Raw genomic sequence first — 14,763 nt, 5'->3', positions numbered from 1 at the left:
ATTCAGAAAGCGATATCCACCCCAAGACGCACAAAACGCGGAGCCTGGTAGCTGGTGACCAAGCCATAATTTGGGTTACGGTCAACCGAGATCGGCAGACCGGCTGCATTATTGACGTTGCTGCCAGTCAGATCGCCAATTTCGTTCCGCTTCAGAACCGCCTGCGAGTTGAGCAGATTAAATACATCAGCCCGCAAGGTGACTACCCGGTCGGCGAAGTGAACGTTGTACCGGAACGACGTATTAATCGTCTCGTACCAATCACTCTTTTGCGCTGTTCCACGCGGGCTGAGCACCAGGTTGCAGTAATGCGATGCGGCGTCGTAGCCATTGGCGAACGCGTCGGTGGGATTGTAACCGAAGCAGCTCAGCGGGCGCTGCGAGAACACCTGCGTGTTCATACCGATGGTGAAGTCGTCATTCAGATTGACGCTTCCATACAGTTTGAACTCGTGACGGCGATCGTTCGGCAGGTAGCCGTACGCTCCTGTCACGAAGCCCGGCTGGTCGAAGTCCTGCGTGATGCCCGTGTCGCTCTGACCGAAGTCGGACTGCACGCCGCCTTCGATATTACCCTTGCTCTTCGACCACGTGTAGCTGCCGCCCAGCGAATAACGACCGTTCGACGCACGGTCGAAGCTGAAGGTCACTGCGTCATAGGTACGCTTCGCCTTGCCGTAGCCCAGCTGGGCCGCCGTGAAGCTGACCGTCCGGTTGTTGATGTCGTAACCGTTCGCCAGAAGGTTGACCGTGATCGGGCTGCCCGGATTGTTGATGACATACTGGTGGAAGCCATCCCAGATCGCCGAGCACGGTACCGAGGCCCCGCCGCCCACCGGCGTCGCACGGATGTTGTTCGCCGCGCAATAGGCGTTGACGGCCGCGTCGATCGCCGAATCTTCTGACGTGCGGTTCAGCTTACGATTGGTGTAGCTCAGACCAAACGTCCACAGCCCGACCTTCTGCTGGTAACCGACGATGATCTCGGTTTCCTTTGTAGCCTTCAGGTTGGACGAGATCGCCTGCGTCGTGTTGATGTCCGATCCATCACCGGTCACGTTACAGTTGGTTGTCGGCTTACCCGGAACCAGCTGAATCGGACAGGTGCCCGAAGCGTAGGCCGTATTGATGTTCCCCAGAATGGGGATACCCGATGAATCCAGCCCAAGATACTGGTAGCGCTGGCGCAGATAGTACGAAGGTGCGCCTTGACGGAAGCCGGTGTTGCTAGCGATCGGCAGGAAATACCACCCGTAAGAGCCGTAGATCTTGCCAGACTTGTCACCGAACAGTTGATATTCGGCGCTGAGACGGGGCGCGTAGTTCTTGTTCAGGATTGCGATCGGCGCACCACTCGGCTTGTCGACGCGGAAATCGTCCCGACGCGCACCTAGGGTCAAGGTCAGCCGGTCGAAGGGTTTCCACTCATCCTGAATGTAATACGCTTTGTTCTTCGCGCCAAAGGTACCACCGGTATTGAAGTAGTTGACTTCAACCTGACCGTTCGGACGAAGAATGTAGGCTAGGCCCCCGTTGCCCAGCACTGCATTGTAGGCCGCCTGAGTGATTGCACCCTTGCTAAGCTCGTAAGCGCCGCCGTTACGGACGTTCACGTGGTTCAGCGTGTTCGTTTCCTGGTCGTAGCCACCGCGGAAGTGGTGCGTGCCGAGGAAGGTTACCAGGATGTCGGCGTCCGCACGGAAGAACTTGCGCTCCGTGTTATACGGCGCGTCGGTACCCAGATTCTGCTGCGCGTTCAGCAAACCGCCATTGGCGATGCCGTTCACGACGCCGCCGGAACTGTTCAGGATGTACGGCAGGTTGCCCGCACCGGCGAGGCTGACCTGATCGAACCGATCGCGCACGCGGCCGTAAGCCGCCGACACCGTCAGGAAGTCGGTCATGCGGCCGGTGTACTTGCCGACGAAGTTCAGGCCACCGCTCTTGAAGCCGGTGACGGCCGTCGCGGTGTTGTAGATGTTCGCACCATTGCCGTAGCTGTACGGCTGATCCGACCGTTCCTGGGTAGCGCGCGTGTCGTACATCGTGAATTCGAGGTGCTGGCTCGAAATCGGGAAGGCGTCGACCTTGATTCCCCAGAAGGGGTCGGTGTCGCGATAGTTGAACGACGTGCCCTGGCCGGTGATGCCGGTCGCCAGCGGGCTGTTCGAACGGCTGGTCACCTTGCGCATCTGGGCAAGGCCATAGAAGAACAGGCGGTCCTTGATGATCGGGCCGCCCGCTTCGATGTTCACCAGCAGCGAATCGGAACGCCGGTTCGCCTCGTCGGTGTTGTTCTGGAACAGACTGCCATTGACGTTGACGCCGGTGTAGCTCTGGCGATCCTTGCCGCGCGACACCAGGAAGTTCGGCGCCCAATCGACGTGTATGGCCGCCATGAAGTCGTTGGTGCCCGACTTGGTCGTGGCATTGATGATGCCGCCGGTTGCGCGACCATATTCGGCCGGATAGCCGCCGGTCTTGGTTTCGACGCTCTGGTAGAAGTAGAACGGTACGGCCGTGCTGCCGAGGCCGGTGTCGAAATTGGTGGTGTTCAGGCCGTTCACGAAATAGGCGTTTTCGGCGACCGACGAACCGCCGATCGAAGGCAGGTTACCGAACGCCGCATCGCCCGCCGCCGTGCCGGGTGCGAGGAGGATGACCGAAGTAAGGTCGCGCCCGAGCGGCTTGTCCTTGATGAAGTCGGCGACGTTGACGTTCAAACCGGTGGTGGCACCGCTGAACGACGCGACCGCGCGCGTGCCGGTCACGACGATGTCGTCGCCACCCGCCGCCGCCAGCTGCACGTTGAGCTGCGCCGTCTGCGACGAGGACAGGGGCACGTTGTCGGCCTTGTAGCCCGCGCCCGCCGACGATTGCACCGAGACGTCGTAGCCGCCCGGTGCAAGGCCGTTGACCAGGAAGACGCCGCCCGAGTTGGTCGTGACTGTCCGCGTGAAGCCCTGCGACCGCGACGTGATGGTCACGGTCGCGCCATCCACGGGGTTGCCGGCTTCATCGCGAACCGTACCGCCGATCGCGCCCGACGTGTAATCCTGCGCCGCCGCCGGCGCGGTGAGGCCAGCCATGCCGACGCCCGCGCCGACGAGCGCAAGCGCTTGCAACGCAGTACCGCCGCGCAACGCGCGGCGCGCGAAGTTCAAAGTGTTGATCATGTGTTTCCCTCGCTTGGCCCCACCGTTCGACCCGCTTTCTGCGGTGCCGATAATGGGGCTGAACCAAGCCCCCAAAAGCCGCCTGAACGACCTCCACGAGACGTGCTCGGATCAAAGCAATGGAGGGTACGACTGTAAAGGTGTCACATCTGTTATCATGAAGCTTTGATGAATGTTGTGCCACAAAAGCCACACATCATGCGCGACAACCCTCAATCGTAATGCAAAATGTGCCTATTGCCCGAGCACGCGCAGCAAAGATGCTGCAAATGCGAACAGCGTCACCGCAGCGGCATCGGGCCCGCGATCAGCAGGGGGTCGAGGCGCGCGTCACCCCAGCGCAGCCCCCAGTGGAGGTGCGGGCCAGTCGCGCGGCCGGTCATGCCGACGGCGCCGATCACCTGCCCCTGGCGAACATGGTCGCCCGGCCGGACGTCGATGCGGGAAAGGTGCAGGAACGCGCTGTTGAGACCGAGGCCGTGGTCGATCATCAGCAGATTGCCCTCCAGCGTGAAGGGGTGATCGGCGGCGAGAATGACGACACCGTCGGCCGGCGCGCGCACGGGGGTGCCGGCGGGCAGCGCGACGTCGACGCCGCCGTGATAGGCGCCGGGCTCGCCCCGGTAGATGCGCTGCGCGCCGAAGAGACCCGAGATACGTCCTTCCGCCGGCCAGGCGAACGTCTGGCGCCAGCCTTGCGCGTCGGTGACCATCGCACGCGCCGCGGCGATCTGTGCCAGCTCGGGCGGCCGCAGCTTCGCGAACACGGGGTCCGGCGCGGGGAAGCGCGGCAACGTATCAAGCCGCTCGATCCGCCACGCACGCGGCGCGACGTCCAGCCGCTGCATCCCGACGCTGCCGTCCGCGCGCGTCGCCACCAGGGTGGCGACCGGCCCGGCATCGCGATCGAATCCGATGACGAAGGCATCGCCGGCAAGCGAAACCGGATGGCCGTCCAGCGTCAGCGACACCGTGCCGGCGGGCGCGGTACCGCGGATCAGTCCGCCCTGGCTGAGGCTGCCCGTCCAGCCGAAGGAGCTGGGCTCACGCGCGTTGCTGCCTCCGTTGCGCGGCGGCGCGGCGATGGAGATGGCGGCCCCCGCCACCGCGAGGAGTGTCGCCATTCCGATCGCCGCCGCCCGTTTCATTGCGGGCGCAGCGCCTCGGCGGCCTGCTCCGCATTGGCATAGGCCTCCTGACGGGAGACGCTCCAATAGCGCAGCATGTCGAGCGGGATGCGCGCGCCCGTCACTGCGCAGGTGACATGGTCGCCGGGACTGAGCACGCGGAAACCGTTGGCCATATAGTGCAATCGGGCCGGGCGATCGGAATTGGATACGAGCATCGCGGATATCCTGTCAGAGTAAGGTCGGCTGGTCGCCCCTGGAAGGGGCCATGGATCTGGAGCGGGCGCGTTCGGCCTTGGGCCGATCGACGGGCGACTCGTCCGGCGCGACGACCGTGTCCACGGTTCCATCGCGGAAGCGCACGGTCAACGCGCCTGCGGCACGCGCCGCGTCGGCGCTCACCAGCGTCGCGCCCTCCCGCGTGGTGACGCGCGCATAGCCCCGATCGAGCACGGCGTCCGGATTGAGCGACTGTGCGAGCCGCCACGTCGCCTCCAGCCGGTGGCGCGCGCCCTCCCACTGCCGCTGCAGGACCGCGGGACGCAGCGCCCCACCGTTACGGTCGAGCTGGCCGCGCGCCGCCGCGATCCGCCGCTCCAGCGCGCGATCGAGCCGCTGCCCGGCGTCGTCGGCGCGCTGCCGCTGCGGACCGAGCAGGGCATCGCGCTTCGGCAGCAGCCGCGCCGTCGCGCCGAGCCGCTCGCGCCCGCGCTCCACGTAGCGGCTTGCGCAACGCAAGGTGCGCGCGGCGTGGCTCTGCACCGTGAGACGCAGGTCGGCGAGCACCGGCACGGCGAGTTCGGCCGCCGCGGTCGGGGTCGGGGCGCGCAGATCGGCGGCATAGTCGCACAGCGTCGTATCCGTCTCGTGCCCGACGGCGGAGATGATCGGGATCGAGCAGGCGGCAACGGCGCGGACGACGACTTCTTCGTTGAAGGCCCACAAATCCTCGATCGAGCCGCCGCCGCGCGCGACGATGACGAGGTCGGGGCGGGGCGGCAGCCCGGAGCCCGCCGGCGACGCCGGCAGCGCGTCGAAGCCGCGGATCGCCGCCGCGACCTCCTCCGCCGCCCCCTGCCCCTGCACCTTCACCGGCCAGACGACGACATGGCTGGGGCAGCGGTCCTCGAGCCGATGCAGGATGTCGCGGATGACCGCGCCGGTCGGCGAGGTGACGACGCCGATCGTGCGGGGCAGATAGGGCAGCCGCTGCTTGCGTGCCGGGTCGAACAGCCCGTCCGCCGCGAGCTGCGCCTTCAGCTTTTCGAACAGCGCCATCAGCGCGCCGGCGCCGGCAAGCTCCATTCGCTCGATGACGATCTGATATTTGGATCGGCCGGGATAGGTGGTGAGCTTCCCCGTCGCGATGACCTCGACGCCGTCCTGCGGCGCGAAGGCGAGGCCGGCCATCTGCCCTTTCCACATCACGCCGTCGATCACGGCGGATTCGTCCTTCAGGCACAGATAGGCGTGGCCGGAAGCGGCGCGCTTGTAACCGGAAATCTCGCCGCGGAGGCGGACATGGCCGAACTCGCCCTCCACCATGCGCTTGAGCTTGAAGCTCAGCTCTCCGACGGACAAAGCCAGCGCGTTGTCGCCGGGGCGCTGCTCGGCTAGCAGCCGCGGATCATCATCGAGAAAGGGATCGGGCATGAACGTCCTGTTGGTCGGCTCCGGCGGACGCGAACACGCATTGGCGTGGAGGCTGGCGCAGTCGCCGACCCTCGATACGCTCTATGCGACGCCTGGCAACCCCGGCATCGCCGAGCATGCGACCTGCGTCGCGCTCGATACGACGGATCACGCGGCCGTGATCGCCTTTGCCCGCGACCATGCCGTCGACCTAGTCGTGATCGGGCCCGAGGCGCCTTTGGTCGACGGCCTGGGCGATTCCCTGCGCGGCGCGGGCGTCGCGGTGTTCGGGCCGGACAAGGCCGCCGCCCAGCTGGAAGGATCGAAGGGCTTCACCAAGGACCTGTGCCGCCGCGCGAACATCCCAACCGCCGGCTATGTCCGCGTCAACAGCCGCGCCGAGGCGGAGGCCGCGCTGGCGACGACTTTCGGCTATCCCGTGGTCATCAAGGCGGACGGCCTTGCGGCGGGCAAGGGCGTGGTGATCGCCCTCAGCGAGGCGGACGCGACGGAGGCGTTCGACGCGATGTTCGCGCACGGCGACGCACCCGTGGTGCTGGAGGAGTTCCTCGACGGCGAGGAAGCGAGCCTGTTCGTTCTGACCGACGGCACGACGCTGATGCCGTTCGGCAGCGCGCAGGACCACAAGCGCGTCGGCGAGGGCGATACCGGCCCCAACACCGGCGGCATGGGGGCCTATAGTCCCGCCCCCGTCTTGACCCCCGAACTCGAACGGCGAGCGATCGACGAGATCGTCGCGCCGACGGTCAAGGCGATGGCGGCGGACGGCACGCCGTTCAGCGGCGTTCTCTACGCCGGGCTGATGCTGACGCCGACCGGGCCGAAGCTCATCGAGTATAACGCGCGGTTCGGCGACCCCGAATGCCAGGTGCTGATGCTGCGCTTTCGCGGCGACCTGGCGCAGTTGTTGCTCGCGGTCGCAGAGCGGCGCCTCGACCAGGCACCGCCGCCGGCTTTCGTCGAGCACAGCGCGATGACGGTGGTGCTGGCTGCCAGGGGCTATCCCGGCACGCCGGCAACGGGCGGAGCGATAGCCGGGATCGATTCCGCGGAAGCGACCGGCGCGGTCGTCTTCCAGGCGGGCACGCGCCTCGCTGACGGGCAGTTGGTCGCCGCCGGCGGCCGCGTGCTCGCGGTGACCGCGGCCGGCAGGGACATACGCGCGGCGCGCGATGCCGCCTATCGCGGCGTCGACGCCATCCGTTTCCCCGACGGCTTCTGCCGCCGCGACATCGGCTGGCGGGAACTGGCGCGCTGACGGCACGTCTTGCTCGCGAGCCCATAGGCAGGCGGCGCGACCGCGACTAGGATGACAGGATGAACGACAGCGCCTCCTCGGCCCCGGGCGAAAGCCTGTTGCCCGACACGACCACGCTCTTCACCACCGCGCACCTGGCGGTGATCGCGATCTTCGCGATCCTCGTCATTCTCGGCCTGATCTGGGGCGCGCGGCTGAAGCACCGCCGCAAGCAAGCCGAGAGGACGATCGAAGCCAGCAACGCGGAATCGGCGCAGATGCCCCAGTCCCCGCCGGCGTCAGTGCCGGGGGAGGGCCGGGAGAGGCGCGCCGCCCCCAGGGCGAGCGCCGAGCCTGCGCCATCCCCAGCGCCGGTCCCCACCGCGCCCGTCCCCACCGCGCCTCCCCCGCCGCCGCTCGACCAGCCTGCCACCGACGCTGCGCCAGTTGCCGTGGCCCCGATCGCGGACGAACCGATCGCGGCCGCCGCGCCGCTCGACGCCGCGCCTCAGGCCGAGGCCGCCTCGGCGCCCGACGCCGGCCCCGCGTCCGACGATCCGGCGGACCGGCCGGTTACGCTGCTGAAAGGGCTGGGACCTAAGGTCGCCGCGCGGCTGAGCGAACTCGGCATCACCCGCGTCGGCCAGCTTGCCGTCCTCGACGATGCGGCAGCGGCGCGGCTCGACGCCGATCTGGGCGCGTTCAGCGGCCGGATGGCGCGTGATCGCTGGGTCGAGCAGGCCCGCTTCCTGGCGGCGGGCGACGTCAAGGGGTTCGAGGCGATGTTTGGCCGCCTGTGAGCGGCCGAACGGACACGCCGATGATCAAGACCGCCGACGAACTGGCGCTGATGCGCATCTCCGGCCGCCTGCTGGCGTCGGTGTTCGAGATGCTCGACGCACAGCCGCTCGCCGGCCTTTCGACGCTGGCGATCAACGACATGGTCGAACGGTTCATCACCGTCGACCTCGCCGCTCGGCCGGCGAGCAAGGGGCAATATGGCTTCGCCTATGTGCTCAACAGCTCGATCAACAACGTAGTCTGCCACGGCGTGCCTGCGGCCACCGACGTGCTGCGCGACGGCGATATCATCAATCTGGACATTACGCTCGAGAAGAACGGCTATATCGCCGATTCGAGCAAGACCTATGCGATCGGCACGGTCCCGCCGGCGGCGCGTCGGCTGTTGAGCGTGACGCAGGCGGCGATGTGGAAAGGCATCCGCGCGGTACGTCCCGGCGCCCGGCTGGGTGACATCGGCTTTGCGATCGAGAAGCATGCCAAGGCCAACGGCTATTCGGTCGTGCGCGACTATTGCGGCCACGGGATCGGCCGCGAGATGCACGAGGAACCGACGGTATTGCACTTTGGGCGTGCGGGGTCCGGCGCGACGCTGCGCGAGGGCATGACCTTCACGATCGAGCCGATGCTCAACCAGGGCACGCGCCGCGTATCCACCGAGGACGACGGATGGACCGTGGTGACGGGCGACGGCAAGCTCTCCGCGCAGTTCGAGCATACCGTGGCGGTGACCGCGACGGGGGTCGAGGTGCTCACCCTGAGGCGCGACGAGGTGCTGGCGCCGCGCTGACGACGCGTGGCAAGCGCGCCCGCGCTACGCCTCGCTGACCAGCAGCTTGTCGATACGGCGGCCGTCGAGGTCGACCACCTCGAACCGCCAGCCCTGCTCCTCGAAGCTCTCGCCCTCGCCCGGCAGGTGACGGAAGGCGGCGAGCGCGAGGCCCGCGACGGTGGCATAATCGCGATCCTCTGGCAGATCGATACCGAGCCGCTCTGCCAATGCATCCGCCGCCATCGTGCCCGCGACCAGCAGCGAACCGTCGTCGCGGACGACGACGGACGGCGCCTCGTCCGGATCGGCATCCGACGCGAACTCGCCCGCAATCGCGGCTAGCAGATCGGACGGCGTGACGATCCCTTCGAAATGGCCATATTCGTCGTGGATCAGCGCCATCGGCACCTCCGCGCGGCGCAGCTCGATCAGCGCGTCCATCGCGTCGATACGGTCGATGACCACCGGCGCCTTGCGCATCAGCTGCGTCAGGTCGAGCGGCGCGCCGCGGAGCAGCGCGCCGGCGATGTCGCGCGCCTGGACCACGCCGACGACCGCGTCGATCGATCCTTCTGCGACGGGAATGCGGCTGTGCGGCGAGACGAGCAGCGCGTCGCGAACCTCGTCCGCGCTGGCGCGGACATCGAGCCAGTCGACTTCGGTGCGGGGCGTCATCACCTCGCGCACTGGCCGGTCGGCGAGGCGGACGACGCCGGAGATGATGGTCCGCTCATGCTCCTCGATGACACCCGACTTCGACGCCTCCGCGACGATCAGGTGCAGCTCCTCCGCCGTCACCTGGTCTTCCGATTCGCGATTGAGCCCGATCACGCGGAAGACGAGCGCGCTCGACGAATCGAGCAGCCAGACGAGCGGCGCGCAGATTACCGCGATCCAGCGCATCGGCACCGCGACCAGCGCCGCGACGACTTCCGGCTTGCGCAGCGCGAATTGCTTGGGGACCAGTTCGCCGATGATCAGCGAGGCATAGGTGGTCAGGCCGATGACGAGCGCGAAGCCCAGCGTCTCCGCGCTGTGCTGCGACAGGCCCATCGCCTGCAGCCGCGCCGCGGTGGGGCCGCCCAGGCTGGACCCGGAATAGGCGCCTGCGAGGATGCCGATCAGCGTGATGCCGATCTGCACGGTCGAGAGGAACTTGCCGGGATCGGCGGCCAGCGCCATCGCGGTGCCTGCCCCCTTGCGGCCCGTGCGGGCCATCGCCTCCAGCCGCGCGCGGCGCGACGAGACGATCGCGAGTTCGCTCATCGCGAACACCCCGTTCAACGCGACAAGCGCGAGGATGATGAGGACGTCGATCCAGGGAAAGGGCGGGAGAGGAGCCATCGGCGTTGTGCCTCTTTGCCCGACAATCGCGGGCGCGACAACCGGTTCGATGAACACGACATAGGTGGGTCGTCGATCAGCACCTGTTCAGATCGCCTGCGGAACAAGCCGCTTCGGACCTTGGTTTCCACCCCATCGCATTCGGAAAGGGAAACGATGAAGAACAAGTTTTTTGCCGCCGCCGCGCTGAGCGCAATGGTCGCCACCACGGCCTGCACCACCGATCCGGAAACGGGCCAGCGACGCCTGTCGCCGACCGCGATCGGCGGCATCGGCGGCGCGCTGGGCGGCTATGTACTCGGTGACCTTGTCGGCGGGCGCAACGATCGCACCGCCAAGATCCTCGGCGCGGGCATCGGTGGTCTCGCCGGCGCGGGCATCGGCGCGTACATGGATCGGCAGGAGCGCGAGCTGCGCGCCCGCACGCAAGGCACCGACGTACAGGTGGTGCGCGAGGGCGACAACCTGCTGCTCAACATCCCGTCGGGAATCACCTTCGCCTATAACAGCGCGACGGTACAGCCGCAGTTCCAGCGCACGCTCGACCAGGTCGCGCAGACGCTGGCGCAATACAATCAGACCTATATCGACGTGTACGGCTTCACCGATTCGACCGGCTCCGACGCCTACAACCAGCAGCTGTCCGAGCGGCGCGCGACCGCCGTCGCCGACTATCTCGCCAGCCGCGGCGTCCAGCCGGCGCGCATCGGTACGCGCGGGTTCGGCGAGAGCAACCCGGTCGCGTCGAACGAGACCGAAGCCGGCCGTGCGGCCAACCGTCGCGTCGAAATCAAGATCGTGCCGATCAACGAGAACGACCTGCGTCGCTGACGCGGGCGTCGCCCCCCTCCCCGCGGGGAGGGGGATCAGCGCCGTGCCGCGAAGAAATCCCGCAGCATCGCCGCGGCCTCACCCTCGCCGATGCCCGCATAGATGTCGGGCCGATGGTGGCAGGTCGACTGCGTGAACAGGCGGGGGCCATGTTCCACGGCGCCGCCCTTGGGGTCCGCGGCCGCATAATAGACGCGTCCGATCCGCGCATGCGCGATCGCGCCGGCACACATCGCGCAAGGCTCCAGCGTCACCCAGAGCTCGGCATCCTCCAGCCGCTCCCGCTCGAGCAACGCGGCGGCCGCCCGGATCACCCGTATCTCCGCATGCGCCGTGGGGTCGTGCAGCGCGCGCGGCGCATTGGCAGCGACAGCGATGATCTCGCCGCGCCACACGAGCGTCGCGCCGACCGGCACCTCATCCGCCAGGGCGGCCTCCCGCGCGACATCGAGCGCGCGACGCATCGGGGGCGGCAGCGGGAACATTGCCATTGTCTGCCGCCCCGCGCGGCCGGGGTAAAGCCCCGGCCTGCGCGTGCCCTCACTGGGTGTTGGCGGGCTTTTCCACGTTGACCGTCGGGACGGCGACCGTCTTGTTCTCGGTACCGACGCTGACCCGCGCGACGTCCGCCTTGAAGGCGGGCGCCTGCACGACGCCGGGGCGCGTCTGGTCGATGTTGATGAAGCCGAAATACATCAGCGCGATCGCAATCAGCGCGACGATTCCGATGAGGACGAGCAACGTTCGCATGATGGCACCCCTTCCCTGAAATGATTCACCGGCGTAACAACGAGTCCGTCGGGACGCGGTTGCATCGCGCTCCAAGTTGCCGGTCCGAGGTTGACGGATCGTCCGTCACCGGTTACCAGCGCCGACTTTCCGGGCAACCGGAACCCAAGGCGAAATTCAGGATCAAAGCGATGTCGCGCATTTGCGAGCTGACCGGCAAGGGCCGGCAGGTGGGTCACAACGTTTCCCACGCCAACAACAAGACCAAGCGGACTTTCCTGCCCAACCTGCAGAACGTCACGCTGATCTCGGACGCGCTCGAGAAGAGCGTGCGCCTGCGCGTGTCGACGCACGGCCTGCGCTCGGTCGAGCACAACGGCGGTCTGGACAACTGGCTGGTGAAGACCAGCGACGACAAGCTGTCGCTGCGTTGCCGCCGCCTGAAGCGCGACATCGTCAAGAAGCTGTCGACCGCCGCGCAGGCGGCCTAAGCCGGTCCATCGATGATGGGATCTCCGGCCCGCCGCCCTATCCACGGGCGGCGGGCCGTTGGCGTGTGCGTCCACCACAGCCATGCCGGCCCATTCCGAAGCACCGGCAGCCGCATGAGCGATATGCTTAGCCGTGCGGGGGCGAATCGAGCCGGAACTTGAGCAGCAACGTTCGCTGCAGCACGGACTGATTGTCGTCCGACACGAGCCACAGGATCGTCGCGTCGCCTTCCCGCGTCGCCGCCACGCCTTCGAAATTGTCATGGATCAACGGCGCGTCGAGATGGGCGAGCGTCCGCCCCCGCGCGACCGCGCGCTTGCGGATGTCCGCCGCCGGGACCCGTGCGATCCGGTTGTAGAAATGATAGGGCAGGCGGAAATCCCGCTCCAGCACGATCAGATCGCCATTGGGCAGCGCCGTCGCATCCGATGGGTCGAACCGTCCTTCCGGCACATAGGCGAGCGTCGAAGCCGGCGCGTGCGCCGTCGGATCACCGGCGAACAGCTGCGTATCGCGCGTCGCCAGCCGCTCCCTGGGCGTGCCCCACCAACGCCGGAAGGGCACGTGCCCGGTCTCGCTGATCGTCAGGAAACGCCCGTCGGGCAGGCGGACGAGTGATTCGGGCCCGCCGTTGACCGGCCAATTGGCCATGCGCAGAGGTTCGACATGCGCCTCAGCGCGAGAGAATCCGGGGGCGTAGCGCCAGATCGCATTGTAATTCTCATACCCGACCCAGCTGCGCCCCGTTGCGGGATCGAGCACCATCGATTCGGTATCGCGATCCCGCTTGTCCCAGCCGGTCCCCGGCCCCGCCGGTAGATTGCGAAACGCGATGGCGTGCGGGCGCCAGTCCGCGCCCATGCGGAACGTGACGACGTTGCCGCCGTCACTGAGCAAGGTGAACCGATCACCGACGACGGCAAGTGAGGAATAGCCGCCGAACGCCGGATCGAGGCTGCGCAATTCCACGCCACCCAAATAGGTCAGGCTGCCCAGGCGGACCCGGTTCGGATCGCGCGGATCGAGTGCGACGCGCGTCGCCACGAGCTGGGGATGATCGCCAAGGAGCGCCAGCCGCGCCTCGCCAGTCCATCCGGGAACCACCGCCAGCACCGCGACGACGACGAACACAACACGCAGAACCAGCCTCATGACCTGTCCTCATAGGGGCCGGGCGGCGAGGCGGAAGCCTGAACGCGCAATAACAGCCGCATTCAGGCTCGGCTCAATGCGACTCGGGCAAAAGCGCACCATCGACGACGGATCGTGGCTGCCGAACCGGCTTCCCACCGTCGCCACGGAACAACGGGAGAAGACCCATGCTGAAGACCCTGAGCCTCGCCGCCGCCGCGCTGACCATGACCGCTGGTGCCGTAGTCCCCACCGCGCCTGCCGCCGCGCAGCGCTATTATGGCAACGGTTATTACGATCGCGGCGGCTACGACTATGGCCGCGGCGACCGCGTCTATCGCGGCGACCGCGGCTATTATCGCGACCGCGCCTATCGCCGCTGCAACAGCGGCACGACGGGCACGATCGTCGGCGCGATCGCGGGTGGCCTGCTCGGCCGCACGATCGACACGCGCGGCGACCGCACGCTCGGCACGGTGCTCGGTGCCGGTGCGGGCGCCCTCGCCGGTCGCGCGGTCGAGCGTTCGGACCGGCCCGGCTACTGCCGCTGAGGCGCCGTCAAAAGGTCCCGCGTAGCGTATCGGGATGGGCCGGCTTCCGACGGGAAGCCGGCCCTTTCGCGTTCCGGCTTACGGCAATCCGCAGGGCGGTCGTGAGACGCACTCCCGGCACGAAGCCGGCAAGGGCGGCCCCGCCGATCGTCAGTACATGTGTTGTCCGCCGTTGATGCTGAGCGTCGATCCGGTCACGAACCCCGCCTCGTCGGAGCACAGGAAGGAGACGCCGCGCGCGATCTCGCTGGCCTGGCCCAAGCGACCGACGGGAATGCGCGCGACGATCTTTTCCAGCACGTCGCCCGGCACCGCCGCGACCATGTCCGTATCGATATAGCCCGGCGCGATCGCGTTGACCGTGACGCCGAAGCGCGCGCCCTCCTGTGCCAGCGCCTTGGTGAAACCGTGGATGCCGGACTTGGCGGCGGCGTAATTGACCTGGCCATATTGGCCGGCCTGGCCGTTGATCGAACCGATATTGACGATCCGGCCCCATTTACGGTCGCGCATGCCGGGGAACACCGCCTTGGCCATGTTGAAGCAACCGCCCAAATTGGTGTCGATCACCGCTTTCCACGCCTGATGGTCCATCTTCAGGATCGTGCCGTCGCGGGTGATGCCGGCATTGTTGACCACGATGTCGACCGGCCCGACCTCGACCGCCACGCGGGCACAGCCGTCCTGGCAGGCATCGTAATCGGCGACATCCCACTTGTACGCCCTGATTCCGGTGCGTTCGCTGAACGCGTTCGCCCGTTCGTCGTTGCCGGCATAATTGGCGATGACCGTGACGCCGGCCTCCTTCAGGGCAAGGCTGATCGCCTCGCCGATCCCGCGCGTTCCGCCCGTGACGATCGCCACCCGTGCCATATGCATGCCTCTCCTGATGGAAATTCCGGATCGGACGCTACGGCTC

The 14,763-nt window shown here is 67.2% G+C and carries 15 protein-coding genes; 6 read left to right on the top strand and 9 right to left on the bottom strand.

Annotation, left to right across the window (positions count from 1 at the left end):
- Nucleotides 1-2 precede the first annotated feature (2 nt).
- From RF701_RS12905 to xseA, 4 genes are all read right to left on the bottom strand, one after another.
- On the bottom strand, nucleotides 3-3,176 hold the full coding sequence (locus RF701_RS12905) for a carboxypeptidase regulatory-like domain-containing protein (RefSeq protein ID WP_308815186.1): 3,174 nt from the start codon (nucleotides 3,174-3,176) through the stop codon (nucleotides 3-5).
- A 281-nt stretch (nucleotides 3,177-3,457) separates the two neighbouring features.
- Nucleotides 3,458-4,300: a M23 family metallopeptidase gene (locus tag RF701_RS12900; protein WP_308815185.1), complete on the bottom strand. Its 843-nt coding sequence runs from the start codon at nucleotides 4,298-4,300 to the stop codon at nucleotides 3,458-3,460.
- Between the two features lie 20 nt (nucleotides 4,301-4,320).
- The gene (locus RF701_RS12895) at nucleotides 4,321-4,521 is read right to left on the bottom strand and encodes a DUF2093 domain-containing protein (protein ID WP_210357170.1); all 201 of its coding nucleotides are present in this window, start codon (nucleotides 4,519-4,521) and stop codon (nucleotides 4,321-4,323) included.
- Between the two features lie 13 nt (nucleotides 4,522-4,534).
- Nucleotides 4,535-5,956 carry an exodeoxyribonuclease VII large subunit gene (gene xseA / locus RF701_RS12890; protein WP_210357171.1) on the bottom strand — a complete coding sequence of 474 codons (1,422 nt, stop codon included), beginning with the start codon at nucleotides 5,954-5,956 and terminating at the stop codon, nucleotides 4,535-4,537.
- On the opposite strand from xseA, the gene purD reads away from it, so the two are divergent.
- Genes purD through map form a run of 3 tightly spaced genes read left to right on the top strand, consistent with a single transcriptional unit; the run spans nucleotide 5,955 to nucleotide 8,784 of the window.
- On the top strand, nucleotides 5,955-7,214 hold the full coding sequence (purD, locus tag RF701_RS12885) for a phosphoribosylamine--glycine ligase (protein ID WP_308815184.1): 1,260 nt from the start codon (nucleotides 5,955-5,957) through the stop codon (nucleotides 7,212-7,214). The genes xseA and purD overlap by 2 nt on opposite strands.
- Before the next feature lie 59 nt (nucleotides 7,215-7,273).
- On the top strand, nucleotides 7,274-7,993 hold the full coding sequence (locus RF701_RS12880; protein ID WP_308815183.1) for a hypothetical protein: 720 nt from the start codon (nucleotides 7,274-7,276) through the stop codon (nucleotides 7,991-7,993).
- A gap of 20 nt (nucleotides 7,994-8,013) precedes the next feature.
- Nucleotides 8,014-8,784: a type I methionyl aminopeptidase gene (gene map, locus RF701_RS12875; protein ID WP_308815182.1), complete on the top strand. Its 771-nt coding sequence runs from the start codon at nucleotides 8,014-8,016 to the stop codon at nucleotides 8,782-8,784.
- A gap of 24 nt (nucleotides 8,785-8,808) precedes the next feature.
- On the opposite strand, the gene RF701_RS12870 is transcribed toward map, so the two are convergent.
- A complete protein-coding gene (locus RF701_RS12870) occupies nucleotides 8,809-10,110 on the bottom strand; it encodes a hemolysin family protein (RefSeq protein ID WP_308815181.1) in 1,302 nt (433 codons plus the stop codon).
- Between the two features lie 156 nt (nucleotides 10,111-10,266).
- On the opposite strand from RF701_RS12870, the gene RF701_RS12865 reads away from it, so the two are divergent.
- On the top strand, nucleotides 10,267-10,941 hold the full coding sequence (locus RF701_RS12865) for an OmpA family protein (RefSeq protein ID WP_308815180.1): 675 nt from the start codon (nucleotides 10,267-10,269) through the stop codon (nucleotides 10,939-10,941).
- A 35-nt stretch (nucleotides 10,942-10,976) separates the two neighbouring features.
- Here the strand turns inward: RF701_RS12865 and RF701_RS12860 are convergent, their stop codons facing one another.
- On the bottom strand, nucleotides 10,977-11,405 hold the full coding sequence (locus tag RF701_RS12860) for a nucleoside deaminase (RefSeq protein WP_308815670.1): 429 nt from the start codon (nucleotides 11,403-11,405) through the stop codon (nucleotides 10,977-10,979).
- A 76-nt stretch (nucleotides 11,406-11,481) separates the two neighbouring features.
- Nucleotides 11,482-11,691, bottom strand: a complete 210-nt coding sequence (locus tag RF701_RS12855; RefSeq protein ID WP_203308774.1) for a hypothetical protein — start codon at nucleotides 11,689-11,691, stop codon at nucleotides 11,482-11,484.
- A gap of 170 nt (nucleotides 11,692-11,861) precedes the next feature.
- Between RF701_RS12855 and rpmB the strand changes: the two genes are divergently transcribed.
- Complete coding sequence (gene rpmB, locus RF701_RS12850) at nucleotides 11,862-12,161, top strand: 50S ribosomal protein L28 (protein WP_203308775.1); 300 nt, start codon at nucleotides 11,862-11,864, stop codon at nucleotides 12,159-12,161.
- 127 nt (nucleotides 12,162-12,288) lie between these two features.
- On the opposite strand, the gene RF701_RS12845 is transcribed toward rpmB, so the two are convergent.
- A complete protein-coding gene (locus tag RF701_RS12845; RefSeq protein WP_308815179.1) occupies nucleotides 12,289-13,314 on the bottom strand; it encodes an esterase-like activity of phytase family protein in 1,026 nt (341 codons plus the stop codon).
- A gap of 167 nt (nucleotides 13,315-13,481) precedes the next feature.
- Here RF701_RS12845 and RF701_RS12840 point away from each other — a divergent pair, with 167 nt between their 5' ends.
- Nucleotides 13,482-13,844, top strand: a complete 363-nt coding sequence (locus RF701_RS12840; protein WP_203308776.1) for a glycine zipper 2TM domain-containing protein — start codon at nucleotides 13,482-13,484, stop codon at nucleotides 13,842-13,844.
- 150 nt (nucleotides 13,845-13,994) lie between these two features.
- On the opposite strand, the gene phbB is transcribed toward RF701_RS12840, so the two are convergent.
- Complete coding sequence (phbB, locus tag RF701_RS12835) at nucleotides 13,995-14,717, bottom strand: acetoacetyl-CoA reductase (protein WP_308815669.1); 723 nt, start codon at nucleotides 14,715-14,717, stop codon at nucleotides 13,995-13,997.
- Nucleotides 14,718-14,763 lie beyond the last annotated feature (46 nt).

The sequence above is a fragment of the Sphingomonas sp. GV3 genome, assembly GCF_031082075.1.
Lineage (GTDB): Bacteria > Pseudomonadota > Alphaproteobacteria > Sphingomonadales > Sphingomonadaceae > Sphingomonas > Sphingomonas beigongshangi.
The sequence above is the reverse complement of the archived record's forward strand: the minus strand, read 5'-3'. Positions and strand labels throughout refer to the sequence as shown.